Origin of the sequence: Amycolatopsis aidingensis (assembly GCF_018885265.1) — a bacterium.
In the GTDB taxonomy this organism is placed as follows: Bacteria; Actinomycetota; Actinomycetes; order Mycobacteriales; family Pseudonocardiaceae; genus Amycolatopsis; species Amycolatopsis aidingensis.
Genome location: NZ_CP076538.1, coordinates 2,982,769 through 3,007,744 on the forward strand (window position 1 = coordinate 2,982,769; position 24,976 = coordinate 3,007,744).

Here is a 24,976-nt window from a genome sequence, read left to right on the forward strand (position 1 = left end):
GAACGCGTCCGGAAGAGTTACGGCGGCACGGTGGTGCTGGACGAGGTGTCGCTTTCCCTGCGCGGCGGCGAGGTGCACGGGGTCCTCGGCGAGAACGGGGCCGGGAAGAGCACGTTGCTCCGCATCCTGTGCGGGGCGGTGCGGGCCGACGGCGGCCGGGCCTTCGTGGACGGCGAGCCGGTCACGCTGGGCAGCCCGCGGCAGGCGCTGCGGCACCGGATCGCGCTGATCTCGCAGGAACTGTCCGTGGTTCCGGCGCTGCCGGTGCTGGACAACGTGTTCCTCGGCGGCTGGTCGCACCGCGCGGGGCTGCGGCGGCCGGGAGCCGACCGGGCCCGGTTCGCCGAGCTGCTGGAGCGCACCGGGTTCCGGCTGGATCCGGGTACCCCGGTACGGGACCTGCCGGTGGTGGGGCAGTTGCAGGTGGAGATCCTGCGCGCGCTGGCCCGGGATGCCAGGGTGATCGCGCTTGACGAGCCGACCGCGCTGCTGACCAGGGCGGAGACCGAACAGTTGCGCGGGCTGATCCGTGCGCTCGCCGCGGACGGGGTCGCGGTGGTGCTGATCTCGCACTTTCTCGAGGACGTGCTTGCCGTATGCGACCTGGTGACCGTGCTGCGGGACGGCCGCCAGGTGCTCACCGCCCCCGCCGCGGAGCAGACCGTGCCCGGGCTGATCGGCCATATGGTCGGCAGGCCGGTGGAGGTGCTCTACCCCGAGCCGCCCGCGGTGCCCGCGGAGGCACCGGAACTGCTCACGGCGCGCGGGCTGCGCCGCGGCGGCGCCGTGCGCGAGGTGAGCCTGCGGGTGCGGGCCGGGGAGATCGTCGGGATCGCCGGGCTGGTCGGCAGCGGCCGCTCGGAGACCCTGCGGGCGATCTTCGGCGCCGACCGGCGGGACGCGGGGGAGGTGCTCGTTGCGGGCAGGCCGGTGCCGCCGGGCGCACCGGCCAAAGCCATCCGGCAGGGCCTGGCGATGGTCCCGGAGAACCGCAAGGAGCAGGGACTGGTGCTGATCCGTTCGGTGCGCGAGAACCTGGCGCTGGCCAGCCTTGGGCAGCGCCAGCGGGCCGGGCTGCTGCGCAGGCGCGCGGAGGCCGCGGCAGCAGACGGTATGGTGGAGCGCCTCGACGTGCGGGGCGCCGACCCGGCTGGCCCTGTGTGGACGCTTTCCGGCGGCAACCAGCAGAAGGTGCTGTTCGGAAGGTGGCTGGTGCGCACGCCCCGGGTGCTGCTGGTGGACGAGCCGACCAGGGGCGTGGACGTGGCGGCCAAGGTGCAGATCCATCAGCTGCTGGTGGACCTCGCCCGCCGGGGGATGGCGGTGCTGCTGGTGTCCTCGGAGGTCGAGGAGGTACTCGGGCTCGCCCACAGGGTGCTGGTCATGCGACAGGGGCGGGTCGTGGGCGAGGTCGCCCGCGGCACCGCGTCCAGGGAGGAGGTGCTGGCCCTTGCCTTCGCCGACGCCGGGCAGTGACCTCGGCGACCTCGGCGACCGGGACCCGGCGGACACCCTGCCGCGGGCACCGGCGCGCTCGGCCGGTGCCGCTGGCAGGCGGTTCGCCCTGCTGCGCGACTACGGCATCCTGCTCAGCCTGCTCGCGATGGTGGTCGCCCTTTCGCTGAGTACCGACACCTTCCTCACCGCTGGCAACCTGGTGAACCTGCTCGACCAGGCGGTGGTGGTCGGGCTGCTGGCCTGCGGGGCGACCCTGTGCATCATCGCCGGGGTCTTCGACCTTTCGATGAGCGCCGTGCTCGCGGTGTCGGCGATCGTGGCGGTGCTGGTCACCACCGAGGCCGGGGTGGCGCTGGGGGTGCTCGCCGCGCTCGGGACCGGGGCGGTGCTCGGCGCCTGCAACGGCATCGTGGTGATGACCGCGCGAGTGCACTCGTTCATCGCCACCCTCGCCTCCAGCATCGTGTACCGGGGGCTCGCGGTGATCATCACCGGCGGCGCCATCGTGTACCCCGCCTCCGGACAGCTCGCGGCCTTCCAGTCCCTGAGCTGGCCCACCGTGCTCGGCGGGGTCACCGCATCCTCGCTGCTGTTCCTGCTGGTGGCCGCGGTGTGCTGGGTGCTGCTGTCCGGTACCACCTACGGCAGGCGGATCTACGCCGTCGGCGGAAACGAGGAGGCGGCCCGGCTGGCGGGGGTACGGGTCGGGCTGATCCGGGTGTCGGTGTTCGTGCTGAGCGGGATCTGCGCCGCGCTGGCCGGGCTGGTGCTGGCATCCAGGGGCGGCTCGGCGCAGGCCAGCATGGGTACCCTGCTGGAACTCACCGCGATCGCCGCCGCCGTGCTCGGCGGCACCAGTGTGCGCGGCGGGGAGGGCGCCATCTGGCGCGGCATGATCGGGGTGCTCATCCTGACCCTGATCGGCAACGGTTTCAACCTGCTCGGCTGGGACACCACCTACAAGCAGGTCGTGGAGGGTCTGCTGATCCTCGGCGCGGTCAGCCTGGACCAGGTGCTGCGGCGCCGCAGGGCGTAGCGAGAGCGGAAGAAGGCACCGGTGCGGATCGGGATACGGCTCGGCGGGACGCAGGCGCACGGCGCGCTGCTGGCCGGGGGCCGGGTACGCGCGGCAGGTACCGCGCGGCTGGGCGGGGCACCGCATCGCGCCCTTTCCGGGCTGCTGCGCCAGCTGGCCGGGGAGGCAGCCGGGCGGATCCACTCGGTGACCTGGGACGTGTCCGCACTGCTGGACGGCGCGCTGTACCCGCCGGTGCGCAGGGTGGCCGCGCTGCGGCTGCAACCGCGGCCCGCGCGCACCTGCTCGCTGGCCGACCATCCCTCCAGCCTGGTGCGTTCGCTGGTGAACTGGCGCGGGCACGCCACCGGCGGGCACGACTTGTTCGGTGGTGAACTGGCCGAACTGGACATTCCGGCGGTGCTGCGCCTGGTGGAGCCGTTCGGCACGGTGGAGGACGCGGCCCCGGGATCGGCAGCGGTGCTGGCCGTGACCGCCACCGGAGCGGTGAGTTGTGCCGACCACGAACGAGCCGTCGCCGAGCGGGTGCTCGGCCGCTGCCCGCGGCTACGGGTATGCCTTTCGCATGAGGTCGGCGGGATCGGCCTGCTGGAACGGGAGGCGGCGACCGTGCTGAACGCGGCCCTGCTCGGCGCGGCCGAGCAGATCGCGGGGCGCTGCGTGCGGGCCACCGATGCCCTGCCCGGGCCGCCGAGTTGCTGGTTCACCACCGGTGACGGCGGCCGGATGTCCCCGGAACGGCTGCGTTCGCTGCCGGTGCTCGGGATCGGCAGCGAACGCGCCGCCGGGCTGCTCGGCGCCGCCATCCTGAGCGAACAGCCGAACGCGCTGATCATGGTCACGGGCACCGACACTGCGGTGGTGGGCCGGGTGCACGACGGCCTGCCGCAGGTGGCCGCGGACCTGCCGGGCCCGAGCGGGGTCCGGCTGGCCGCGCCACAGGCGGTGCTCACCACGACCGCGGCGGGGATGGCGCCCGAAATGGTCGCGGCCTACGTCGAGCACGATCCCGGGGCCGCGGTGGTACTGGCGGTGGCCGCCGGTGCGGCGAACGGCCACGGGGACGCGCGGGCGCTGGCGGACCGGCTCGGCGCGGACACCGGTCGCCGGGCCGTGCTGCTGGACGGGGCGGCGGATCCCGGCGCGGTCGGCGCGGCCGGGGCCGAGCCGAGTGCGTGGCTGGACCTGATGATCAACGCGGTCACCCCGGAGGAACTGCGACGGCAGCTCGCCGAGGCCGAGCAACGGGCGCTGACCATGGTGGCCGCAGGCGGGGCACAGCCGGGCCGGGAGCGCATCGTGGAGTCGGTGGCCTACTCGCTGCCGTTCATCCGCAGTGGGACCTACCGGCTGCACGTGCGCGCCAGCGGCGCCCCCGGTCAGGGGGAGGACGGGTGAACACGCTTTCCGCCGAGGACCTGCCAGCCTACGTGGCCGGTGCCAGGCTGCTGGTCTCCTCGGCCTCGGACACCGGGATGGACGCGCTGGTCGACTGGGTGGACGAGCTGCTGCGCCGCAACGGGCCGGTGTCCCTGCTCGGCCTGGACGAGGTGGACGGCGAGACGCTGACCGCGGCGATCGGCATCCTCGGCTCGGCCGCAGCGACCGCCGAGCTGCCGCCGGTGGGGGACGAGCCGGAGGCGATCGTGCGCGCGCTGGAGGACCGGCTCGGCGGGAAGCTGGGCGCGGTGATGCCGCTGAACGCCGCTCTGGTGAACGCCCTGTTCCCGGTGGCGGCCGCGGCCTCGCTCGGCCTCCCGCTGCTGGACTGCGACGGGATGGGCCGGATCTTCCCGCTGATCCACCAGACCAGCTACGCGCTGGCCGGGATCCCGCTGACCCCGCTGACCGCGGCCAGTGCGATCGGGGACCGGATCACCGTGGACGCGACCCCGGTGCGCGCCGAGCGGTTGATGCGGGCCGCGATGAACTCCGCGGGTGGCTGGATGCTGTGCGCGATGCATCCCTGCCGGGTGGCCGAGCTTGGCGCGGGCGCGATCCGCGGCTCGGTGAGCAGGCTGGTCCGGGTCGGTGAGCTGTTGCGCACCGCGCCCGACCACGGGGCGGTACTGGCCGGGCTGAAACGGACGCTGCGGGCGCGCAGGCTGGGCAGCGGCCGGGTGGTCGAGCTCGGCCACGGCACCCGGCCCGCCGAGGCGGGATACCCGGCCACCCCGACCAGCGTGGTGGTGCACGAGACACACAGCTCCGGCAGGCTGATCCGGCTGGAGGCGCAGAACGAGCTACTGCTTGCGGTGATCGACGGCGCGGTGGCCGCGGCGGTGCCGGACGTGCTGTGCCTGCTCGACCGGCAGGAGGTGCGGATCATCGGGCTGGAGCGGGTGGCACTTGGCGACCACGTCGACGTGCTGGTCGTGCCGGCCGCGCCGGTGTGGCACAGTGCGGAAGGCCTGGCACTGGCCGGCCCGCGCGCCTTCGGGTTCCCGGTCCAGCATCCAGGGAGGAAAAGCACGTCGTGAGTACGAGCCGGATCCGGGTCCCCGAGGTCCTGACGGTCGCCGAGCTGGTCCGCTACGGCCCGCTCGGCAAGGCACGCGCCCTGGTGCAGGGCAACCTCGACCAGCAGGTCTCCGCGGTCACGCTGGTGGGCGAGCTGGACCAGGTCCGGCAGTGCCAGCCGAACGCCGCGGTGGTGGTGCACCACGCCGCGGCGCACGGGATCTGGGCGGTGGAGTCCGCACTGCGCCTGGCCTGGGAGCGCACGGCATCCTGCGTGGTCGCGCCGGCCGGGGTGGCCGAGACGCGGTCCACGGTGCTGCTGGCCGAGCGGTTGCGGCTGCCGCTGTTCGTGGTGGACCAGGATCCCGCCGGGTACGCGCTGGAGCTGGCCGCCGCCATCGCCAGCCCCGAGGCGGCGCGGGCCCAGCTGACCTCCCGGTGTGCGGTGCTGTTCGGGGAACGTTCCACCCCGCGCGGCATCGTCGGTGTGATCAACGCGGAGGTGCCTGGGGTGCGGGTGGCTCTGCGCACCGAGGACGGGCATCCGCTGGTGGGACAGGCGACGGCCGCGCGGCCGGGGTCGCGGCAGGTGCGGGTCGCGGTGCCGGGCCCGGACGGCAGGCCGTGGGCGGTGCTGGTGGCCAGGCTGGCGGTGTGGTCCCCCTCCTGGGCCGAGGTGGTGCAGACCATCCTGCGGCTGGCGCGGGCCCCGCTGGCCGCCTCGATCGCGAAGTCCCGGCTGCTGCTGGCGCAGCAGGCCGCCAGGGAGCGGTTGCTGCTGGAGCGGCTGCTCGGGCGCGGCGCGGGTGCGCGGGCGGAGGCCGGGGTCGCCGCGGAAGCCCAGGACTTCGAGGATGCCGAGCAGGCCGCGGCCGAGCTGGGCTGGCGGCTGGACGGCGGGCAGCTCGCGGTGTTCCTGCGGCCGGTGGCCGAGGACGCCGATGTCGAGGCCGCGACCCCCGGGGTACTCGCCAGCTGGCGGGAGGCGTTCCCCGAGCAGCCGCTGGTGCCGCTCGGCCGCGGCTGGATGAGCTGGTGGGCACGGGAACAGGCCGACTGCGCCGAGGTCGCGGCCACCCTGCGCCGCGGCCTGCACCGGTTGACCGGCCCGGTGCCGCTGGCGGCCGGGGTCGGCGCGCGGGGCGAGGCGCTGGACGGGCTGCGCCGCTCGCTCGGTGAGGCCGAACTGGCCGCCGCGATGGCGGTGCGCGGTGGTGCCGCGACGGTGGAGTTGTTCGAGGAGCTCGGTCCCAGAGTCGTGCTGGCCTGCCTGCCGACCGCCGAGGTCGCCGCGGTGGCCGAGGTCGCGCTGGCCGGCCTGATCGAGGGCGCCGACGGGCCCGCGCTGGTCGCCACGTTGGGTGCGCTGCTGGACTGTGGCGGGTCCACCGGCCAGGCCGCCGAGCGGCTCGGCCTGCACCGCAACACGGTGCGGGCCCGGCTGGAGCGGATCAGGGCCGCGGGCATCGACCTCGACGCGCCCGAGCAACGGCTGGCGGTGCATCTGGCCAGCTATGCCTGGCTCAACGCCGCCGTCCAGTGATCAGCAGCAGTGGTCGCCGCGCCAGGCCTCGCGGCCTTCCTTGACGGCCACCGCCGCGATGACCAGTGCGACAATCGGATCGGCCCAGGACCAGCCGAGCAGGCTGTTGGCCAGCAACCCCACCAGCAGCACCCCGGAAAGGTAGGCGCACAGCATCGTCTGCTTGGCGTCCGCCACCGCACTGGCCGAGGCCAGTCCCCGTCCGGCGCTGCGCTGGGCGCGCGACAGCAGCGGCATGACGACCAGGGACACCGCCGCCAGCACGATGCCGACGGTCGAATGTTCCGCCGCCGCGCCCCCGGCCAGGGTGCGAACCGACTCGACGGTGACATAGGCGGCCAGCGCGAAGAAGGACACCGCGATCACCTTGAGCGCGGTCCGTTCCCGCGCCGCCGGATCGGTGCCGGAGAACTGCCACGCCACCGCCGTGGCCGAGGCCACCTCGATCACCGAGTCCAGCCCGAACCCGATCAGCGCGGTCGAGCCGGCCACCGTGCCCGCGGAGATCGCGACCACGGCCTCGATCAGGTTGTAGGTGATGGTCGCGGCGACCAGCAGCCGCACCCTGCGGGACAGCGCGGCCGTGCGTGCCTGCCGCTGCGGGGCGCAGCAGTCATCGGCGCATCCCTCCGGCTGGGCGAGGGCCGGAGGGTGCGGACGCTCGCTACTCTCGCTCATGGCTGAACAGTACAGCTGACAGTGATATAACAGCAAGCGCTGAACAGTCGTGGTCGTGGTCACCCCGGTGAGTGCGCCGCCACCTCCGGTGGGAAAGGTGCGCCGACGATCCGCTGACTTTTTCCCAACATTCGCTTGCCGTATCCGGAAGGAAGCCGCGAGTACTGGAATATCCGCGGCGCGGGTGCTTATCGTGCCCGCACCGGAGGAGGTGTTCTTTCATGAGAACGTTGTTTCGCCTTGCCATGACGGTGGTGCTCGCGGCCGGAACGGTGTTGCTCGCCGGGCAGGCGCACGCGTTTTCCGGCGCGTTCGTGCCCACCCAGAGTGTGGGCAACCGCGGGGTGGATGTGCTGGCGGCGCAGTATCTGTTGCGGCAGCACCAGCAGCAGGTCGAGGTGGACGGGGTGTTCGGCGCGGGCACGGAGGAGGCGGTGCGCGCCTTCCAGTCCGCGCAAGGGCTCGGAGTGGACGGCATCGTCGGGCCGAACACCTGGGGCGCGCTCACCGTGACCATCCGGCAAGGTGACCAGGGGGACGCGGTGCGGGCCGTGCAGGTGCAGCTCAACGCGAAGGACGACGCGAGCCTGACGGTTTCCGGCAACTACGATTCCGCCACCCGTTCGGCGGTACTGGAATTCCAGCGGCACGCGGGAATCGGTGTTGACGGCGTCACCGGCCCGGTAACCTGGCGAAACCTGTTGTGGCACTATGATTATCCGAACTTTTCGGCCGGGCTGTGCGATCAGGACCCGGACGCGAACGGCCGGGTGAACTGGGGAACCGGTGCCGCCGTCGGGCAACTCGAGGAGGCGGCCCGACGGTTCGGCGAGACCGGGCAGGGCAGGGTTCCGCTCGGCGACATCTCCCGGGAACACGGCGGCAGCCTCAGCGGGCACTCCAGTCACCAGGTCGGGCTGGACGTGGACGTCTGGCCGATCCGTGCCGACTCGGAGCAGTGCTCGGCCGGGCGGATCACCTGGCGTTCCTCGGCCTACGACCGGGACGCGACCAGGAAGCTGGTGCAGCGGATCCGGGCCAGCGCGCCGGGGCATGTCAAGCTCATCCTGTTCAATGACCCGGTGCTGATCCGGGAAGGGCTGACCACTCACTACGCCAACCACGACAACCATCTGCACGTGCGGTACTGCCAGGTGGTGCACCCGAGTTCGCTGTATCGTTGCTGAGCTCTGGTTCCCCGCCACTGGAAAGGGTTCGTGTGGGACATGGTCTCCGCAAGGTCATCGAACGACGCAGATCCGGGTAGCAGAAGGAGCAGGCGGCGGTTCGGCGCGCTGTCGCTCACCATGCGCGCCCTGCTGGCTGCCGGGTTGCTGTTGCTGGTAACCCCTGGTGTCGCCTTCGCCGAACCGCCGCCCGCCCTCGGCTGGGCCGCCCCGTGGTCCGACCGTACGCACCAGCCCGCCTTCGACTACGACGGGGACGGTTGCTATCCCACCCCCGCCATCGGCCGGGATGGCACGATCGCGCCGGGGCTGCGGACCACCGGCGCCATCAACGGCAACTGTCACGATCCGTCCGATCTGGACAACACCAACTCGTACTCCAGGGTCAAGTGCAACAACGGTTGGTGTGCCTATATGTATGCCCTCTATTTCGAGAAGGACCAGGCCGTGCACGGTTCGGGTCTCGGCGGGCACCGGCACGACTGGGAGCATGTCGTGGTGTGGGTGCGGGATGGCTACGGTCGGTACGTGTCCACCTCGGAGCACGGCGACTACGTGACCCGGCCCCGCGCCGAGGTCCCGTGGGACGAGACCGGCACGCACCCGAAGGTCATCTACCACAAGGACGGCCTCTCGACACACGCGTTCCGGCACGCGGGCTTCGGTGAAGAGCCGGAGAACCACAAGGGAACGTGGCAGTTCCCGCCGCTGATCGGCTGGGACAACTACCCGCCCGGTTTCCGGGACCGGCTGGTGCAGCACGATTTCGGTAGCGCCCAGTTCGGGCTCCGGGACGGCTCGTTCGGCTGGGAACTGGAGAAGGCCAAGCCCAGCGGTATCCTATTCGACCCGTATGGCTGACGGCCGCAGCCCGCTCAGCAGACCGTCACCCGCGGGGTAAGGACGTTCGGCAGGCAGCAGCCGGCTCGCGGAGTCCAGTTCGCCCTCTTGCACCAGTGCGTGGATCGCGTGCGCGAGCTCCGTGCGGTCGGCGATCGACACGATCCACTCATCGGCATAGCGGTGCGCGGCCTCGCCGGAGAGGCCGAGTTGGAGCGATCGGTGGCGCAGGGCGCGCAGCCGCAGATCGCGTTCGGGGTCCCATTGCACCCTGGCCGGCGCCTGCCGCAACCGGCGTTTCCAGGTGGCCTGGTCGGCGTGCAGCCCCGGCTGGTAGTGGGAGAGGCAGGCACGGGTCAGTGCCCACTCGAAGCCTTCGCGGGTGATCTCCACCGCCAGCACGGTTTCCTGGCCTTCCTTGGTGCCCCAGCCGCAGCGATACATCATCCACCGAAACGATGGCTTGATCCACGTCATCCGATCCCGCCGCCATACTGCCGGAAAGCGGCCGTCCCGGATCGCAGGCAGCCCGATCTCCGGGGAGTACGCCTGGTAGACCGTGACCGTGGAAGCGGTGTACAGGGCACGGATCTGGTATTCGGGTTCTGGTCCTGTCACGAGGACCAGGGTGGCCAACGCGATCCGGTACACGCCATCGAATTACCGGCCACCGCCGGGATTCCGCTCGATTCACGTACCCATGCCTCGCCGATGTAGCAGGTTGCGTCTGGGTCTTCGCTCCGGATCCAGGAACGCGGGTGGGATGAATTCGGGTAGTCCGTTGCGTATGCGGACTTCCCAGTCGGTGTGGTGGATGAGGTTGTGGTGGTACCAGCACAAGAGTGTGAGGTTGTATAGCGCTGTGGCCCCTCCGAGGGCCCACGGGATGACGTGGTGAGCCTGGCATTGCTTGGGTTTCCGGCGGCACCCCGGGAACGTGCACCCGCGATCCCGCAGGATCAAGGCTCTGCGGATGGCCAGGGGTACCGTGCGGGTGCGTTGCCCGATGTCGAGGATCTCGCCCTTGCCGCCCAGGACCGCGGGCACGACATACGCGTCACAAGCCATCCGCCGGATCTGGGCGGCGGAGTAGGACTCCTGCCCATGCAGGAGTCCGTACCCGGTGCCGTGCTTCAAGTCCTCCAGGGTGATGGACACCATCACGGTGAAGGGTTCCCCCGCCTCGGTCGGCCCCTCCTCCGGACACCCCGCTGCCACGCGCAGCACGTCGGCGAACGCGTCCCCCTGCCGCTGGAACTTGCTGCGCCGGTCCGGCTCCTCTTTCGTGCCGGAGGGTTTCGCGCGGGGTTCGATCAACCCGGTCAACAAGGCGGCGGTCTCCGCGTCCAAATCGAAGGTGCCCCGCAATCGCCCACCCCGCGTCTCCCGCCAGTCCAGGGACCGTTCCGGCCGCGCCAGTTCCTCCTCCGTGGGTGGATTCCCGTCCTGGTCCAGCCGGGCCAGAATCTCTTTACCCAGGGCGGTGACGGTGTGGGGTTCGTACTCTCGCGCGGCCTTGGTCAGCAGCGCTTCGGCGTGTTCCCGGTCGGGCAGGCTGATCGGCTGCGGGAAGCGGGCGATGGTGGCGCGGATGGTCTCGATGTGCTCCGGCCCGATCACGCCCTCGGCCGCGGCGGCACCGACCTCGGGCAGGTCCGGCTCCAGCGGTATCCCACCCGGTCCGTAGCGCCGCACCACCGCCCGCGCATGCGCGACCCGTTGGCGGGCGTCATACGGGTTGACCCGCAGCATCTCCCGCGTCAACACCGGCAGGTCGCGGTAGCCCTGCTGGCTGGCCGTGTCGCGGCCGTCGAGTTCGGCCAGGACCGCCAGCTCCCGGGCATACAGAGCCCGCCGCTGCTGTTCGAGGTCGCCCAGCGCGGTCAGGAGTTCCTCCTCGCTCATGCGGGAGGTATCGATACCGAAAGTCCTGGTCACAACCCCAGACTACCGCGGTATCGACCACACGTTCGATACACGATCGGGTGATGTGGCGGGTTCTCGTCGAGCTCCAAGGGCTCCGCCCACGTTCATCACGCCGCCGGGATCTGCCGATCAGATCTCTGTCCAGGCCGAGCGTCGGCGGAGAGCGAATCCCGCCTTGCTGAGATTGGCCGCGCTCACGGAATCGGGGCGGGCTGTCGCGACGACCGAGACGCAGCCCGCTTCAGCAGCTATCCGGAGGCGGTGCTGCAGCAACCGCGACTGCGAGCCCTGGCCCCGATGCATCGGCAGGGTCGAGGCACCGCCAAGCACCGCGACGTCGCCATGGCTCGTCATGGCCGCAGCGGCGATCGGCGTCTCCTGCTCCAGCACAAGGAACCGTCGCATCGCCGGGAGTCGGTGTTCGGCTCTGATGAACTCAGCGACCACCCCGTCGACTTCGTATCCGGCCAACAAGACACTCAGAAAGTCGTCATCCGCACCGGCATCGACCACGTGCAGACGCGCTCCCGCAGTGGACGCGGGCAGTACGTCAAGTCGTCTGACAGCCAGGATGCGATCTCCAGTCCGCACCAACCCCGCTGCCAGCAAGGCCGGTTCGACTGCCTCCTGAAGCTCCGCTGGCACCACCAGCGTCGGCTTGACCCCATTCCAGAGAGGCACGTTCATGAGGTCGATCGCCGCGGCCACCGTCTCTCGCATGACCCCGGACACCGTCGACAGAAAGCTCAACGCGGGATCCGTGGCCAGCACGGCCATCAGCCCCTTCCGCTCCCAAGCCAGGAAATGCCCTGGCACACCGGCATCCCTCGCCAAGTCGCAGGCCAACCCTGTGCGGCGGTGAAGTGCCCGTTCCGCAGTGCTCACGTCCGACGACACACACCCAGCATGATCGTCCCCGCACCGGCACACCACGACCGACTTTCGCCAATGCGGTGTCGAGCGCGGTAGCGCGATGTTCAGTGACGAACAGACATGGGGCGACGCCACTCCTGCGGCACGGCGCATTTCTCCGCGGGCGTGAGCAGGCCGATCGGTGCGCCCGGAGCGCCGGGCTGGGGCAGGGTCAGCACGGCGCGCAGCGTCCAGGCCGCCGCGGCGTGGTACTGCCAGGACACCATCTCCGGTGCGAACACGTCGGTGTCCGGGAACGTCGGAACCCGGAAGGCGGTGGCGTCCTCCTCGTCGCGCAGGATGACCACGTCGGCGCAGGTTCTCCAGTCGTACACGGCGCCGATCGCCTTCGGGTCGTGGCGCAGCCCGAAGTAGTGGAACGCCCAGTGGCGTTCGCGCATCTCGTTCAGCAGATCGTCGAGTTCGAGAGTGGTCAAAGTCGTCACATCGCTGGTTACTCGGACTCACCACGCGGTGAGTGTGTCGATTCCGGGCCCGTCTCGATGGGCACGCCGTACTCCTCGGTCGCCTGTTCGGCCGAGATCAGCCGATCGGCGACGTCCGCCCGCACGGCGGCGGAGTCGCGCTCCCACGGGTCGCCGAAGCCACCTCCGCCACCGGTCATGCAGCGAACGACGTCACCGGCACGCAGCCGGTAGCCATTGCATTTGAGCATCCTGCGCTCGTCCGGCCTGCCCGGATTGATCGTCACCTCGGGCGGTCTGGCCTCCTGCCCGCCGAAAAGGCCCCACGCCGGGGTCACCGAGCGCTCGAACCACAGCGAGACCGTGCAGTCGTGCTGCACAACGTACTCTCTGACGACACCGTTGCCGCCACGCCACCGGCCGGCACCCCCGGAGTCCTGCCGGATCCGGTAGTCCACCACCCGCAGCGGATAGCAGGTCTCCACCACCTCGATCGGCAGGTCCTTCAGCGAGCCGTTCACGTTGTTGATCAGCGCGCTTTCCCCGTCCGAGCCCTGCCAGGCGCCCCAGCCGCCCAGGGTTGCCTCCAGGCTGACGTAGTCCCTGCCGGTACGCGGGTCGTGCCCGGCGAACAGCGCGATCATCGAGTCACCATGGCTGGCGCCGGCCACCTTCTCCGGCATCGCGGGCGCGAGTGCCTTGGCGACCAGGTCGATCAGCAGGCCGAGATGGGAGAAGTACCACTGGCAGGCGGCGGGCGGTCGCGCGCCGAACACCGAGCCCTCGCGCACCTGCACGGTCAGCGGGCGGAACGAGCCACCGTTGCCCGGCACGTCCGGGCTCACCAGCAGCTTGTAGCCAACCCGGCAGGCGGCGATGGCCTGCGCGGTACCGCAGTTCACCGGCCCCTCGGCCTGGTCAGCGGACTCGGTGACGTCGAACTCGATGTTGTCCCCGCACACCGTGATCCGCAGCTTCACCGGGATCGGCTTGTCCAGCTCGATCCCGTCGTTGTCCAGGAATCCCTCGGCGTGGTAGATACCGTCCGGGATGCCGTCGATGACCTCGCGCTCGATCCGCTCGGTTTGCGCGAAGATCTCGTCCCGCGCGGCGCGCAGGGTATCCAGACCCCAGCGTTGCACGATCTCGGCGAGCCGGGTCTGTCCCATTCGGATGGTGGCGATCATCGCGTGCATATCGCCAGTGGTGGGGTAGGGAAAGCGCACGTTCGTGGCGATCGTGTCGATCACCCCGTGTACCTCGGCGCCACCGTCGATCAGCTTCTGCGGTCCGAGGCGAAGCCCTTCCTGGAAGATGTTCACCGAGTCCATCGACCCGCCCGGATCCTTGGAACCGACGTCGATCCAGTGCGCCCGGGTGGCGGTGAACCCGACCAGCTCCGCACCGACGAACACCGGGCCGAAGATGGTGACATCGTTGAGATGCGTGCCACCGAGGTAGCTGTCGTTCAGGATCCACACATCGCCCGGCTGCCAGATCTCCCTGCCGAACTTCTCCTCGGTGGCCCTGGTGCAGGTCTCCAGGTTGCCGAGGAAGATCGGCAACCCGGCCGACTGCCCGAGCACCTGGTGCCGGTCGTCCAGCAGGGCGACCACGCAGTCGCCGCATTCGTAGATGATCGGGGTGTACGCCGAGCGGATCAGCGTGGCGTTCATGTCCTCGGCCGCCGAGGACAGGGCGTTGCGGATGATCTCCACGACGACCGGGTCCGCGGTGTGCTGCCTGGTCATTGCTGCCCCCTGTCTCGTAGCACGAGCGAACCGACCGAATCCACCGAGAGGCTCCATCCCGGTGGGACCACGGTGGTCGCGGTGGCTTCGACCACCACGGCGGGCCCGTCCAGCCGGTGCCCCGCGGACAGGTCCCCGCGGTGCACCACGGCGGCGTACTGCTTCTCGCCGTCGAACACCGCCTCGCGAGCCCGGTACGGGACGCCGTGCCTGCGCATGGGTGGTACCCGTTCGGCATCGGCCCGCCCCAGGTCGCCGAGTGCGGTGGTACGCAGCACCACCAGCTCGATCGGGGCGCCAGGGTTGGCGTGGCCGTAGCGGGTCTCGTGCAACTGCCCGAACCGCTTGGCCAGCACCTCGCCGAAGTCCTCCCGGAGTGGTTCCTCGGCGTCGATCAGGTCGACGGTCAGGGTGTATTCCTGCTCCACGTACCGCACGTCCACGGCATGCGCGATGCGGCGGCTGGGCTCCGGGACCCCCTCGCTGTCCAGGGACCGCAGCGCCCGCTCCGCCATGGCCCGCAGCTGACCGGACATATGCGTGGTGTCGAGGTCGGCGTCCCGGTAGAAGTACGGCTCGGCGAAGTCCTTGCGGATCTCGGCCTGCAGCATGCCCCATGCCGAGAAGGCGCCGGGAAAGCGCGGCACGACGATATCGCTGATGCCCAGCTCGCGGGCGATGAAGGCGGCGTGCATGGGCCCGGCCCCGCCGAAGGCCACCAGGTCGAACTCGCGCGGCTCGACCCCGCGGGACACTGTGATGGTGCGGATCGCCTGCGCCATCTTGGCGTTGGCCACATCGCACACGCCCTCGGCCATCGGCACCGGATCCAGCCCGAGCCGCTCGCCGAGCCGGGTGACCGCGAGCTCGGCCGCGGCGGCGTCCAGCGCGAGTTCCCCGCCGGCGAACCATTCCGGGATGATCCGGCCGAGTACCAGGTTCGCGTCGGTCACCGTGGGTTCGGTACCGCCGCGGCCGTAGCAGGCCGGGCCGGGCCGGGCGCCTGCCGACTGCGGCCCGACCCGCAGGCCACCCGCCTCGACCCAGGCCGTGGAGCCGCCGCCCGCACCGACGGTGTGGATGTTCACCACGCTCATCAGCATGGGCAGGCCCTCGATCTTGGCCTCGGCGGAGATGTCCGGCTGGCCGTCGATCACCAGCGACACGTCGAAGGAGGTGCCGCCCATGTCCACACAGATCAGGTTGCGCCGCCCCCGGTGCCCGGCGAGCGCGACCCCGCCCATGGTGCCGCCCACCGGGCCGGACAGCAGTGTCTGCAAAGGACGGTCCCGCGCGGACTCCGCGGTGAGGATGCCGCCGGAGGACTGCATCACGTGCAGCGGTACGGACAGGCCGCGCTCGCGCAGGTCGGCACCGAGGCCGGCCAGGTAGCGCCGGGTGACCGGGCCGGTGTATGCCTCCAGCACGGCCGAGGAGGTGCGCTCGTACTCGCGCCACTCCTTCGCGGCCTCGTGCGAGAGGGAGATGGTGACCTCCGCACCCAGTTCCTCCCGCAGGATCTCCCTGGTGCGCAGCTCATGCTCCGGGCTGGCGTAGCTGAACAGGTAGCCGACCGCGATGGCGCCGAACCCCTCGGCGTGGTATCTGCGGGCCGCGGCGCGCACGGCCGCCTCGTCCAACGGCGTGAGCTCCTCGCCTGCCGCGCTGATCCGCCCGCCGATCTCGACGATGTCGCGCAACGGCACCAGCGGTTCCGGCTTGCGGTAGTGCAGGTCGTACAGGCGGGTCCGCGGCCCCCGCGCGATGTGATAGGTGTCGCCTGCGCCCGCGGTGGCCAGCAGGAGCACCCGGGGGCCGCGCCGCTGCAGCAGCGTGTTCAGGCCCTGAGTGGTGCCGTGCACGGCGAACGAGATGTCGGCTGCCGAGTCGATGACCGAGTCGAGCGCGGTGAGAACACCTTCGGTGAGGTCCTCGGGGGTTGTCGCGGCCTTGCCCGCGACGTAGTGTCCGGTTTCCTCCTCGTAGGCGATCACATCGGTGAAGGTGCCGCCGATGTCGAAGGACGCTCGGTACCGGCCCATGTCGGCGGACTCCTCTCTGTAACCGTTCCATCTACGTTAGGAGAGCCCGCCCGCGTGCAGTTGTGCGTGTTGCACAGCGGGGGAGGGGTGCGCGGTGTGTGTCGCACACCACCAGGTAACGGCATGGTGACCGTGCTCCAACTGCGGTGCGTACACCCTCCGCTAGCGTGGCCGCATGAGCGGTCGTTTCGTCGGCGAAACCCGCCCCGACGTGCTGGTACTCGGGGCCGGGGTCATCGGGCTGAGCACGGCCGTGTGCCTTGCCGAGGCCGGCCACCGGGTGCGGGTGTGGGCGCAGCGGCTGCCGGCCGAGACCACCTCGGCGGTGGCCAGCGGGCTGTGGGTTCCCGGCCTCACTCCACGTGATCTCGAATGGAGCCGGGTCACCCTCGCCGAGCTGTCCGCGCTTGCCGGGCCGGCGGGCACGGGGGTGCATCCGGAATGGGGGCTCGAGGTGTCCGACCAGTGGACGGAGCCGCCGCCATGGGCGGCCCACCTGCCCGAGATGCGGCCGTGCCGTCCCGAGGAGCTGCCGCCCGGCATGCGCGCCGGGCTGTGGGCCCGGGTTCCGATGATCGACCTGCCGGTCTACCTGGACTTCCTGTGCGCCCGGCTGGCCGAGGCCGGTGCCGACCTGCGGCGGCGGACGGTGCGCGACCTCGCCGAGGCGGCCGCCGCCGCACCGGTGGTGGTCAACTGCACCGGGGTGGCCGCAGGCGGGCTCGCGGGCGATGCCGGGGTGTGGCCGGTGCGCGGCCAGCACGTGGTGGTGCGCAACCCCGGCGTCGGGCACTTCTACATCGAGGCCGTGCCCGGCACCGAGTGGACCGGTTTCTTCCCGCATGGCGACCGGGTGCTGCTGGCCGGGGTCAGCCAGCCTGGGAACTGGAGCCTGGAGCCGGACCCAGCGGTGGCGGAGGGGATCCTGCGCCGCTGCGCGCGGATCGAGCCACGGTTCGCCGGGGCCGAGGTGCTCGATCACTTGGTCGGGTTACGGCCGGGCCGGGAGAGCGTCCGGCTGGAGCAGGAACGGATCGGGACCACCAGGGTGGTGCACAACTACGGGCACGGTGGCGAGGGCGTCAGCCTGTCCTGGGGGAGCGCCCGTGCGGTCGAGCGCCTGCTCGCGCCATGACTGCAGCGAGTGGCCCGTTCACTGCGAAATGCAGGGAAACGGGCCACTCACAGCAGTGGGGGCAAGGTCGGCTTGGTAGGTTGCGGCCGTGTCCCATCGACCACTGATCGCACCGAGCATCCTTTCCGCCGACTTCGCCCGCCTCGGCGAGGAGATCGCCGCTGTCGCCGGTACCGGACAGGAGCGGGCGGACTGGGTGCACGTGGACGTCATGGACGGGCATTTCGTGCCCAACCTGACCCTCGGATTGCCGGTGGTGCAGGCACTGGAGAAGGTCAGTGACGTGCCCTTGGACTGCCACCTGATGATCGAGAACCCGGACCGGTGGGCACCGGGATACGCCGAGGCCGGTGCGTACAACGTGACGGTGCACGCCGAGGCCGCGCACGACCCGGTCCGGATCGCGAAGGACCTGCGTGCCGCCGGTGCCAAGGCGGGGCTGTCGGTCAAACCGGGCACCCCGCTCGAGGACCACCTCGAGGTGCTCAAGCACTACGACACCCTGCTGGTGATGTCCGTGGAGCCGGGGTTCGGCGGGCAGTCCTTCATCCCCGAGGTGCTGGCGAAGGTGCGCACCGCGCGCAGGCTGGTGCAGACCGGGCATCTGCGGGTGCTGGTGGAGATCGACGGCGGGATCAACGCCGACACCATCGAGCAGGCCGCCGAGGCCGGGGTGGACTGCTTCGTGGCCGGGTCGGCCGTGTACGGAGCCGGGGACCCCGGCCGCGCCGTCGCGGCACTGCGGGCGCAGGCGGCCGCGGCGTATGAGCACTGAGGTGCGCTCGGGGAGTGGGCGCTGAGGCGATGAACGAACGCGCGCGGCTGGAGCGGGCCATGCGGGCCGCCCTCGCGCTGAGCGAGTCGGCCCGCGGCTGGACCAGCCCGAACCCGCCGGTCGGGGCGGTGATCCTGGACGCGAAGGGTGTCGTGGCCGGGCAGGGCGCCACCCAGCCGCCCGGCGGCCCGCATGCCGAGGTGGTGGCGCTGCGACACGCCGGGCAGCGCGCGCGGGGCGGCACCGCGGTGGTGACGCTCGAACCCTGCGCGCACCACGGGCGTACCCCGCCGTGCGCGGAGGCGCTGCTCGCCGCCGGAGTACGCGCCGTGTACTACGCCGTGGCCGATCCGAACCCGGTCGCCGGTGGCGGGGTACGGGCCCTGCTCGCCGCCGGGGTGCGGGCCGAGGGCGGCCTGCTGGCAGGCGAGGCCGAGACCGGCCCACTGCGCGCCTGGCTGCACTACGCCCGCACCGGGCGACCGCATGTGACCTGGAAGTACGCCGCCACCCTCGACGGGAGGAGCGCCGCGGCCGACGGGACCAGCAGGTGGATCTCCGGGCCGGAGTCCAGGGCCGAGGTGCACACCGTGCGGGCCAAGGCCGACGCGATCGTGGTCGGCACCGGGACGGTGCGCGCCGACGACCCCGCGCTCACCGCGCGCACCGCGGGCGGCCGCCTTGCCGACCACCAGCCGCTGCGGGTCGTGGTCGGCACCGGCGCGCTGCCGGACGGCGCCAGGGTGCTGGACGCCGCGGCACCCACGGTGGTGCTGCGCACGCGTGACCCGGATGCGGTGCTCACCGAGCTCGCCGGGCGCGGCGTGGTGGACGTGCTGCTGGAGGGCGGGCCGCGGCTGGCAGGCGGGTTCGCCGCGGCCGGCCGGATCGACCGGATCCTCGCCTTCGTCGCGCCCGCCCTGCTCGGCGCGGGTCCGGCGGCGCTCGGCGACGCGGGCGTGTCGACCATCACCGAAGCACACCGCTGGGCCGTCGAAGGGGTCACCATGAGTGGAAACGACGTGCGGATCTCCGCCGTACCGGCCCGCGCCGGAGAGGAGTAGTTTGGTGTTCACCGGCATTGTCGAGGAGCTCGGCGAGGTCACCGGCGTCGAGCAGCTGCCGAACGCGGCGCGGGTACGGGTACGGGGACCCAGGGTGACCGAGGACGCCGCGCACGGTGACTCCATCGCCGTGAACGGGGTCTGCCTGACCGTGGTCGAGGTGGCCGGGGGCGAGTTCAGTGTCGACGTCGTGCACGAGACCTTGCAGCGGTCCAGCATGGCCAAGCTGCAGGCGGGGGAGCGGGTGAACCTGGAGCGGGCCACGGCGGTGGGGGAGCGGCTGGGCGGCCACATCATGCAGGGGCATGTGGACGGGACCGGGGTGTTCCTCTCCCGGGACCCGCAGGGCCTCGCCACCTTCGCGATGCCGCCCGCGCTGTCCCGGTACCTGGTGCAGAAAGGCTCGGTCGCGGTGGACGGCGTGTCGCTGACCGTGGCCGCCACCTCCGACGAGGAGTTCCAGGTCGCGCTCATCCCCACCACCCTGGAGCTCACCACGCTCGGCAGGCGCGAGCCAGGCGATCTGGTCAACCTCGAAGTAGACGTACTGGCGAAGTACGTTGAGAAACTAGCCTCCGCACACCTGTCCGGCCAGGCCGAGGAGCATCATGGGGGTACGGAGGATGGTCATGAGTGAAACAGTGGAAACGATCGCGGAGCCGGCAGGGGTGGGTGTGGCGGCGGATATCGACCTGGCCATCGCGGATATCAAGGCAGGCCGCCCGGTCATCGTGGTGGACGACGAGGACCGGGAGAACGAGGGCGACCTGATCTTCGCGGCGGAGAAGGCCACACCCGAGCTGCTGGCGTTCATGGTCCGCTACACCTCCGGCTACGTGTGCGTCTCGCTGACCGGCCCGGACTGCGACCGGCTCGACCTGCCGCCGATGTACCACGCCAACCAGGATCAGCGCGGGACCGCCTACACCGTGACCGTGGACGCGGCCCAGGGGATCACCACCGGTATCTCGGCCGCCGACCGTTCGCACACCATCCGGCTGCTGGCCGACGCGAAGTCCACCGCGGCCGACTTCCGCAGGCCGGGGCACGTCGTCCCGCTGCGCGCCAAGGACGGCGGCGTGCTGCGCAGGCCGGGACACACCGAGGCGGCCGTGGACCTCGCCCGGCTCGCCGGGCTGGCCCCGGCCGGGGTGCTCTGCGAGATCGTCTCGCAGAAGGACGAGGGCGATATGGCCCGCCGCGACGAGCTGGAGGTCTTCGCCGCCGACCACGACCTGCGGCTGATCACCATCGCCGACCTGATCGCCTACCGGCGGCGCACCGAGAAGCAGGTCGAGCGGGTGGCCGAGGCCCGCATCCCGCTCGCCGCGGGCACCTTCCGCGCGGTCGGCTACGACAGCCTGCTGGACGGGATCGAGCACATCGCCTTCGTATACGGCGATATCGGTGATGGGGAGAACATCCTGGTCCGGGTGCACTCGGAGTGCCTCACCGGCGACGTGTTCGGCTCGCTGCGGTGCGACTGCGGCCCGCAGCTGGAGGCCGCGCTGCAGGCGGTCGCCGCCGAAGGTCGGGGGATCGTGCTCTACATCCGCGGTCATGAGGGCCGGGGGATCGGCCTGCTGCACAAGCTGCAGGCCTACCAGTTGCAGGACGACGGGGCGGACACCGTGGACGCCAACCTGGCGCTGGGCGTGCCCGCAGACGCGCGGGACTACGGCACCGGTGCGCAGATCCTGTGCGACCTCGGGGTGCGGTCGATGCGGCTGCTCACCAACAACCCGGCCAAGCGGGTCGGGCTGGAGGGCTATGGCCTGCGGATCGCGGGCCGGGTCCCGCTGCCGATCTCGCCCAACCCGGAGAACCTGCGGTACCTGCAGACCAAGCGGGACCGGATGGGGCACGAGCTGGCCCAGCTGGAACACGCCGACGACGTCGGGGCCGACCTGGGTGAGCTGCGCAACGGCGGTCCGTCAGGAGCCCAACATGAGCGGTGAAGGCGACGACGGGCGAGCATCGCAGGTCCGGCCCGCGGGGCGAGGAGCGCAGCCGGGAGGAGCCGAATATGAGCGCTGAAGGGCGACCGGAAACCGAGCCGGACCTCGCCGACTGCGCCGGCCTGCGGCTGGCCGTCGTGGTCACCCGCTGGCACCCGCGGATCACCGACAGCCTGCTGGACAACGCGCTGAAGGTGGCGAGCGCGGCCGAGCTCGGCGAGGAACCGACCGTGGTCCGGGTGTCGGGTGCGGTGGAGCTGCCGGTGGTGGCGCAGTCGCTGGCCCGCACCCATGACGCCGTGGTGGCGCTCGGCGTGGTCATCCGGGGCGGCACCCCGCATTTCGAGTACGTATGCGATGCGGTGACGGCCGGGCTGACCAGGGTGGCGCTGGACGAGAGCACCCCGGTCGGCAATGGCGTGCTGACCTGTGACACCGAGGAGCAGGCGCTGGCAAGGGCCGGTCTGCCGGAGTCCGCGGAGGACAAGGGCAGGGAGGCGACCATCGCGGCACTGGACACCGCGCAGGTGCTGCGTGGGCTGCGCCAGCCCTGGAACGAACGAGGTTTCGTGTAGATGGTGACGACCGTGACCGAGGATCAGGTGACCTTCCGGCCGCGGCGGGTGGTCTGGATGTGTACCCCGCTGGCCGCCGTGCTGCTGACCGTGTTCGTCACGGTGGCGGTGCTGCTGCGCGACTCCGACACCGGCGTGATCTTCCGGGCCAGCGACCAGATCGCCATGATCGGCATCGGCATCCTGCTCTCCGGGGCCACGATGCTGTTCACCCGGCCCCGGGTGCGCGCCGACAGCGAGGGCGTCGAGGTACGCAACGTGTTCACCACCCGGCGGTTCTCCTGGGCGGAGGTGCTGTCGGTGAGCTTCCCGGACGGCGCCTCCTTCGCCCGGCTGGAGCTGCCGGAGGACGAGTACTACTCGGTGGTCGCCGTGCAGGCGGTGGACCGCGAGCGGGCCGTGCTGGCCGTGCGCACCTTGCGCCGCCTGCACAAGCAGGCCCGCGGCGAGTGAACCGGGCTACCCTCCCGCGCGCTGCAGCTCCGCGCGCCTTGCGCGCTCCCGGTCGCCGTCGCACAGCCTGCGGCCATCCTGGGACACCTTCAGTACCCGGTCCACGGCGAAACCGTAGGGGCCGTGTCTTCCCGCGAACGTGACGAGGTCGCCGGGCAACGGCTCCTCGCGGAAGTAGCAGCCCCGGTACAGCCCGCCCTTCCCCGGTGACCTGCCGAACGCGTCGCGGTCCCGCGCGATGGCGTCGTCCTGGTGCAGCCGCACCCGCCTGCCGTTCTCGGTCGTGACGTACCAGCTGAACGCCCCGTCGCGGTCGACATCGTCGATGGTCGCGTCCAGGGTGGCCGGTTCGCTCGCCACGGCGTAGCCGATGTTCAGCGTGGTCAGCCACAGCATGCTCGCCGTCGCGACCACGGCGACCGCGATGGTCAGTCCGGTGCCGATCCGGTTCAGCGCCGTGCGGTACGGGGCCAGCCTCCGCCGCAGGCGCCCCTTCGCGGGCGGGGTGACCTGATCATCGGCCCGCTGCTCGTCCAGCATTTCGCGCAGGGAGCCGGTCCAATGTGCCCGGCTGAGCCAGGCGGCCACGGCGAGGACCCCCGTCCAGGCCGCCGCCGTGGCGAGCAGCCACGGCTCGCTGCGGTCCACGAGCAGGCGGCCGGGCCAGCCCCCGTCGCCCCAGCCGAACAGCCACCACACGACGATCGTGCCGACCATGCTCGCCAGCGGGATCAGCAGGTAGCGCGGCGCCAGCCAGGCGAGCAGCACGAGCAGCACCGTCCCGCCCACCATCGCCAGTCCCTGCGCCAGCGCCCAGGTCGCGGTCGTGAAGCCGATCAGCAGGAACGCGCAGGCGTAGGGCACCGCGAACCAGCCGATGGCGCCCACCACCAGCACGACCCGGTTGGGTTCGGCGTCCACGCCTAGATCTCGAGGTCCACGACCACCGGGGCGTGGTCGGAGGCCCCCTTGCCCTTGCGCTCCTCGCGGTCGACGTAGGCGTCGCCGACCGCGGCTGCGAAGGCGTCGTCGGCGTAGACCAGGTCGATCCGCATCCCGCGGTTCTTCGGGAAGGCCAGCGCCCGGTAGTCCCAGTAGGTGTAGGGGTGGTCGTACTTCAGCGCCCGTGGCAGCACATCGGTGAGCCCGGCGTCGCGCAGCACGGCGAGGGCCTTGCGCTCGGCCTCGGTGACGTGGGTGGAGTCGGCGAACAGCGAGATGTCCCAGACGTCGGTGTCGGTGGGGGCGATGTTGAAGTCGCCGAGCACCGCGAACGGCCGGTCGGTGCCCGCGGTCTCCGCGGCCACGGTGGCGCGCAACGCCTCCAGCCAGCGCAGCTTGTACTGGTAGTGCGGGTGATCCGGCTCGCGCCCGTTCGGCACGTAGACCGACCACACCCGCACCCCGCCGCAGGTCGCGCCGATCGCCCTCGGCTCGGTGGCCTCCTCGTACCGCGGTTCGTCGACCAGCCCGCGGGTCACGTCCTCGATCCCCACCCTGGACAGCACCGCCACCCCGTTCCACCGGCCGAGCCCGTAGCTGGCGGAGGCGTAGCCGAGCTCGGCCAGCTGTTCCCGCGGGAACGCCTCGTCGGCGCACTTGAGCTCCTGCACGCACAGTACGTCCGGGGCCGCCGACTCGAGCCAGGCACGCAACCGGGGCAGCCGGGCACCGATGGAGTTCACGTTCCAGGTGGCAATCCGCATGGAGCCGAGAATCGCACACCCCACCGACATCCCGGCGCTCGCCCTGAGAAGTCGTGTTTGCCGTCCACGCGCGCGTGTTTGCCGCTCACGCGCGCGCGTTTGCCGTTTCCGGACAGCCGGGCAGGCCCGCATCGGCGAGTGCGCGTAACGCCGCGGTGATCGAGGGCCTGCGGGTGGCGCCGGTCCGCCACACCGCGTAGATGTGGCGGACCAGCGCGGGCCGGGTCGGCACGAGGCGTACGCCATCGGGCACCGGGTCGCGGCCGAGGCGTGGCACGATCCCGATGCCATGCCCGCGGGCGACGAGTGCCAGCTGGGTGGGGTGCTCGGCCGCGGTGTGCGCGATCCGGGGCTGCACGCCGCTGTGCCGCAGCGTCCGGATCAGCCATTCGTGACAGATCGATCCGTGCGGCCAGCTGATCCAGCTTTCGCAGGCGATCTCATCGAGTTCCACCACGTCCCGTCCCGCCAGCGGATGGCCGGACGGCAGCGCGAGATCGGCATGGTCGTCGAACAGCCTCGTCCTGGTCAGGTTCGCCGGCAGGGTCAGCGGCGTCGGTGACCAGTCCTGCGCGATGGCGATGTCCACGGTTCCCCGGTCCACCAGCGCAATGGCCTCGCCCGGCTCCCGCTCGTGCAGTTGCACGGTGAGCTCGGGGTAGGCCTGGCCGAGCTCGCTCATCACCCGTGGCAGTAGCCCGCGTGCCGCGGTGGCGAACGCGGCGATGCCGAGCGTTCCGAACACCGCCCCGCGACGGCCGTCCAGGTCGGCCTTCGCCGCCTCCACCAGGGTCAGGATGCGGGCGGCGTGCTCGGCGAGGCGAGCGGCGGCGTCGGTGAGCCGGACGCCGCGGCCGTCGCGTTCCAGGAGCTGCTGCCCGACCTCGCGCTCGAGCTTGGCCAGCTGCTGGGACGCGGCCGATGGGGTCAGATGCAACGCCGCGGCCGCGGCACTGACCGAACCGTGGATCGCGACCGCGTGCAGCACCTGGAGCCGGTCGAAGTTCATGTAAGCAACGCTACCGTGATCTGCTTAGAAAATGTCGCTTCAC

23 protein-coding genes and 2 pseudogenes are annotated in these 24,976 nt (G+C 71.4%); 15 read left to right on the forward strand and 10 right to left on the reverse strand.

What is annotated here, in order from left to right; genetic code table 11:
- Positions 1-48 precede the first annotated feature (48 nt).
- The 6 genes and pseudogenes from KOI47_RS36600 to KOI47_RS36145 form a co-directional block, all read left to right on the forward strand.
- Positions 49-474, forward strand: a pseudogene (locus KOI47_RS36600) (ATP-binding cassette domain-containing protein); the annotation flags it as partial.
- Between the two features lie 327 nt (positions 475-801).
- A pseudogene (locus KOI47_RS36605) lies at positions 802-1,476 on the forward strand (ATP-binding cassette domain-containing protein); the annotation flags it as partial.
- Positions 1,451-2,494, forward strand: coding sequence for an ABC transporter permease (locus tag KOI47_RS14095; RefSeq protein WP_232376730.1), 1,044 nt, complete (start codon positions 1,451-1,453; stop codon positions 2,492-2,494). The pseudogene KOI47_RS36605 and the gene KOI47_RS14095, both read left to right, overlap by 26 nt.
- A gap of 21 nt (positions 2,495-2,515) precedes the next feature.
- A complete protein-coding gene (locus KOI47_RS14100) occupies positions 2,516-3,892 on the forward strand; it encodes a hydantoinase/oxoprolinase family protein (RefSeq protein WP_216216413.1) in 1,377 nt (458 codons plus the stop codon).
- Positions 3,889-4,974: a DUF917 domain-containing protein gene (locus KOI47_RS14105; protein WP_216216414.1), complete on the forward strand. Its 1,086-nt coding sequence runs from the start codon at positions 3,889-3,891 to the stop codon at positions 4,972-4,974. The genes KOI47_RS14100 and KOI47_RS14105 overlap by 4 nt, the downstream gene beginning before the upstream one ends.
- On the forward strand, positions 4,971-6,497 hold the full coding sequence (locus tag KOI47_RS36145) for a PucR family transcriptional regulator (protein WP_269756706.1): 1,527 nt from the start codon (positions 4,971-4,973) through the stop codon (positions 6,495-6,497). The genes KOI47_RS14105 and KOI47_RS36145 overlap by 4 nt, the downstream gene beginning before the upstream one ends.
- Here the strand turns inward: KOI47_RS36145 and KOI47_RS14115 are convergent, their stop codons facing one another.
- Complete coding sequence (locus tag KOI47_RS14115) at positions 6,498-7,175, reverse strand: cation transporter (RefSeq protein ID WP_216216415.1); 678 nt, start codon at positions 7,173-7,175, stop codon at positions 6,498-6,500.
- 221 nt (positions 7,176-7,396) lie between these two features.
- Between KOI47_RS14115 and KOI47_RS14120 the strand changes: the two genes are divergently transcribed.
- Positions 7,397-8,362, forward strand: a complete 966-nt coding sequence (locus tag KOI47_RS14120; protein ID WP_216216416.1) for a penicillin-insensitive murein endopeptidase — start codon at positions 7,397-7,399, stop codon at positions 8,360-8,362.
- A 120-nt stretch (positions 8,363-8,482) separates the two neighbouring features.
- A complete protein-coding gene (locus KOI47_RS14125) occupies positions 8,483-9,223 on the forward strand; it encodes an NPP1 family protein (RefSeq protein WP_216217302.1) in 741 nt (246 codons plus the stop codon).
- On the opposite strand, the gene KOI47_RS14130 is transcribed toward KOI47_RS14125, so the two are convergent.
- The 6 genes from KOI47_RS14130 to KOI47_RS14155 form a co-directional block, all read right to left on the reverse strand.
- Complete coding sequence (locus KOI47_RS14130) at positions 9,203-9,820, reverse strand: DUF4291 domain-containing protein (RefSeq protein ID WP_232376731.1); 618 nt, start codon at positions 9,818-9,820, stop codon at positions 9,203-9,205. The two genes, KOI47_RS14125 and KOI47_RS14130, sit on opposite strands and share 21 nt — an antisense overlap.
- A 72-nt stretch (positions 9,821-9,892) precedes the next feature.
- On the reverse strand, positions 9,893-11,140 hold the full coding sequence (locus KOI47_RS14135; protein WP_216216417.1) for an HNH endonuclease signature motif containing protein: 1,248 nt from the start codon (positions 11,138-11,140) through the stop codon (positions 9,893-9,895).
- 117 nt (positions 11,141-11,257) lie between these two features.
- Positions 11,258-11,905: a GNAT family N-acetyltransferase gene (locus KOI47_RS14140; protein ID WP_216216418.1), complete on the reverse strand. Its 648-nt coding sequence runs from the start codon at positions 11,903-11,905 to the stop codon at positions 11,258-11,260.
- 200 nt (positions 11,906-12,105) lie between these two features.
- A complete protein-coding gene (locus tag KOI47_RS14145; RefSeq protein ID WP_216216419.1) occupies positions 12,106-12,477 on the reverse strand; it encodes a hypothetical protein in 372 nt (123 codons plus the stop codon).
- 17 nt (positions 12,478-12,494) lie between these two features.
- Positions 12,495-14,216 (reverse strand): hydantoinase B/oxoprolinase family protein, encoded by a 1,722-nt coding sequence (locus tag KOI47_RS14150; protein WP_216216420.1) that lies wholly within the window; start codon positions 14,214-14,216, stop codon positions 12,495-12,497.
- Positions 14,213-16,258: a hydantoinase/oxoprolinase family protein gene (locus tag KOI47_RS14155; RefSeq protein ID WP_216216421.1), complete on the reverse strand. Its 2,046-nt coding sequence runs from the start codon at positions 16,256-16,258 to the stop codon at positions 14,213-14,215. Before KOI47_RS14155 ends, KOI47_RS14150 begins: the two co-directional genes overlap by 4 nt.
- 175 nt (positions 16,259-16,433) lie before the next feature.
- On the opposite strand from KOI47_RS14155, the gene KOI47_RS14160 reads away from it, so the two are divergent.
- The 7 genes from KOI47_RS14160 to KOI47_RS14190 all read left to right on the forward strand — a co-directional run bounded on the left by KOI47_RS14160 (position 16,434) and on the right by KOI47_RS14190 (position 22,218).
- The gene (locus KOI47_RS14160) at positions 16,434-17,393 is read left to right on the forward strand and encodes an FAD-dependent oxidoreductase (protein ID WP_232376732.1); all 960 of its coding nucleotides are present in this window, start codon (positions 16,434-16,436) and stop codon (positions 17,391-17,393) included.
- Positions 17,394-17,496: 103 nt separating this feature from the next.
- Positions 17,497-18,168: a ribulose-phosphate 3-epimerase gene (gene rpe, locus KOI47_RS14165; protein WP_216217305.1), complete on the forward strand. Its 672-nt coding sequence runs from the start codon at positions 17,497-17,499 to the stop codon at positions 18,166-18,168.
- 29 nt (positions 18,169-18,197) lie between these two features.
- Entirely contained in the window at positions 18,198-19,232 is a 1,035-nt protein-coding gene (gene ribD, locus KOI47_RS14170; RefSeq protein WP_216216422.1) for a bifunctional diaminohydroxyphosphoribosylaminopyrimidine deaminase/5-amino-6-(5-phosphoribosylamino)uracil reductase RibD, read from the forward strand.
- Between the two features lie 4 nt (positions 19,233-19,236).
- Positions 19,237-19,869, forward strand: coding sequence for a riboflavin synthase (locus tag KOI47_RS14175; RefSeq protein WP_216216423.1), 633 nt, complete (start codon positions 19,237-19,239; stop codon positions 19,867-19,869).
- Positions 19,862-21,190 (forward strand): bifunctional 3,4-dihydroxy-2-butanone-4-phosphate synthase/GTP cyclohydrolase II, encoded by a 1,329-nt coding sequence (locus KOI47_RS14180; protein ID WP_216216424.1) that lies wholly within the window; start codon positions 19,862-19,864, stop codon positions 21,188-21,190. The genes KOI47_RS14175 and KOI47_RS14180 overlap by 8 nt, the downstream gene beginning before the upstream one ends.
- A 68-nt stretch (positions 21,191-21,258) precedes the next feature.
- Positions 21,259-21,765 (forward strand): 6,7-dimethyl-8-ribityllumazine synthase, encoded by a 507-nt coding sequence (ribH, locus tag KOI47_RS14185; RefSeq protein ID WP_216216425.1) that lies wholly within the window; start codon positions 21,259-21,261, stop codon positions 21,763-21,765.
- Positions 21,766-22,218 carry a PH domain-containing protein gene (locus KOI47_RS14190; protein WP_216216426.1) on the forward strand — a complete coding sequence of 151 codons (453 nt, stop codon included), beginning with the start codon at positions 21,766-21,768 and terminating at the stop codon, positions 22,216-22,218. It abuts the gene before it with no gap.
- Positions 22,219-22,224: 6 nt separating this feature from the next.
- Here KOI47_RS14190 and KOI47_RS14195 read toward each other — a convergent pair whose 3' ends face one another.
- From KOI47_RS14195 to KOI47_RS14205, 3 genes are all read right to left on the reverse strand, one after another.
- Entirely contained in the window at positions 22,225-23,139 is a 915-nt protein-coding gene (locus KOI47_RS14195) for a hypothetical protein (protein ID WP_216216427.1), read from the reverse strand.
- A gap of 2 nt (positions 23,140-23,141) precedes the next feature.
- Entirely contained in the window at positions 23,142-23,924 is a 783-nt protein-coding gene (locus tag KOI47_RS14200) for an exodeoxyribonuclease III (protein ID WP_216216428.1), read from the reverse strand.
- A gap of 85 nt (positions 23,925-24,009) precedes the next feature.
- Positions 24,010-24,933, reverse strand: a complete 924-nt coding sequence (locus tag KOI47_RS14205; RefSeq protein ID WP_216216429.1) for a LysR family transcriptional regulator — start codon at positions 24,931-24,933, stop codon at positions 24,010-24,012.
- Positions 24,934-24,976: the final 43 nt, after the last annotated feature.

What these genes read in the sequence shown, in the direction of transcription:
- KOI47_RS14155 (WP_216216421.1), bottom strand. Translation starts at nt 16,258, where the DNA reads ATGGGCCGGTACCGAGCGTCCTTCGACATCGGCGGCACCTTCACCGAT.
- KOI47_RS14200 (WP_216216428.1), bottom strand. Translation starts at nt 23,924, where the DNA reads ATGCGGATTGCCACCTGGAACGTGAACTCCATCGGTGCCCGGCTGCCC.
- ribD (WP_216216422.1), top strand. Translation starts at nt 18,198, where the DNA reads ATGAACGAACGCGCGCGGCTGGAGCGGGCCATGCGGGCCGCCCTCGCG.
- ribH (WP_216216425.1), top strand. Translation starts at nt 21,259, where the DNA reads ATGAGCGCTGAAGGGCGACCGGAAACCGAGCCGGACCTCGCCGACTGC.
- KOI47_RS14140 (WP_216216418.1), bottom strand. Translation starts at nt 11,905, where the DNA reads ATGGCCGTGCTGGCCACGGATCCCGCGTTGAGCTTTCTGTCGACGGTG.
- KOI47_RS14190 (WP_216216426.1), top strand. Translation starts at nt 21,766, where the DNA reads ATGGTGACGACCGTGACCGAGGATCAGGTGACCTTCCGGCCGCGGCGG.
- KOI47_RS14125 (WP_216217302.1), top strand. Translation starts at nt 8,483, where the DNA reads ATGCGCGCCCTGCTGGCTGCCGGGTTGCTGTTGCTGGTAACCCCTGGT.
- KOI47_RS14150 (WP_216216420.1), bottom strand. Translation starts at nt 14,216, where the DNA reads ATGACCAGGCAGCACACCGCGGACCCGGTCGTCGTGGAGATCATCCGC.
- KOI47_RS14160 (WP_232376732.1), top strand. Translation starts at nt 16,434, where the DNA reads ATGAGCGGTCGTTTCGTCGGCGAAACCCGCCCCGACGTGCTGGTACTC.
- KOI47_RS14115 (WP_216216415.1), bottom strand. Translation starts at nt 7,175, where the DNA reads ATGAGCGAGAGTAGCGAGCGTCCGCACCCTCCGGCCCTCGCCCAGCCG.
- KOI47_RS14205 (WP_216216429.1), bottom strand. Translation starts at nt 24,933, where the DNA reads ATGAACTTCGACCGGCTCCAGGTGCTGCACGCGGTCGCGATCCACGGT.
- KOI47_RS14120 (WP_216216416.1), top strand. Translation starts at nt 7,397, where the DNA reads ATGAGAACGTTGTTTCGCCTTGCCATGACGGTGGTGCTCGCGGCCGGA.
- KOI47_RS14180 (WP_216216424.1), top strand. Translation starts at nt 19,862, where the DNA reads ATGAGTGAAACAGTGGAAACGATCGCGGAGCCGGCAGGGGTGGGTGTG.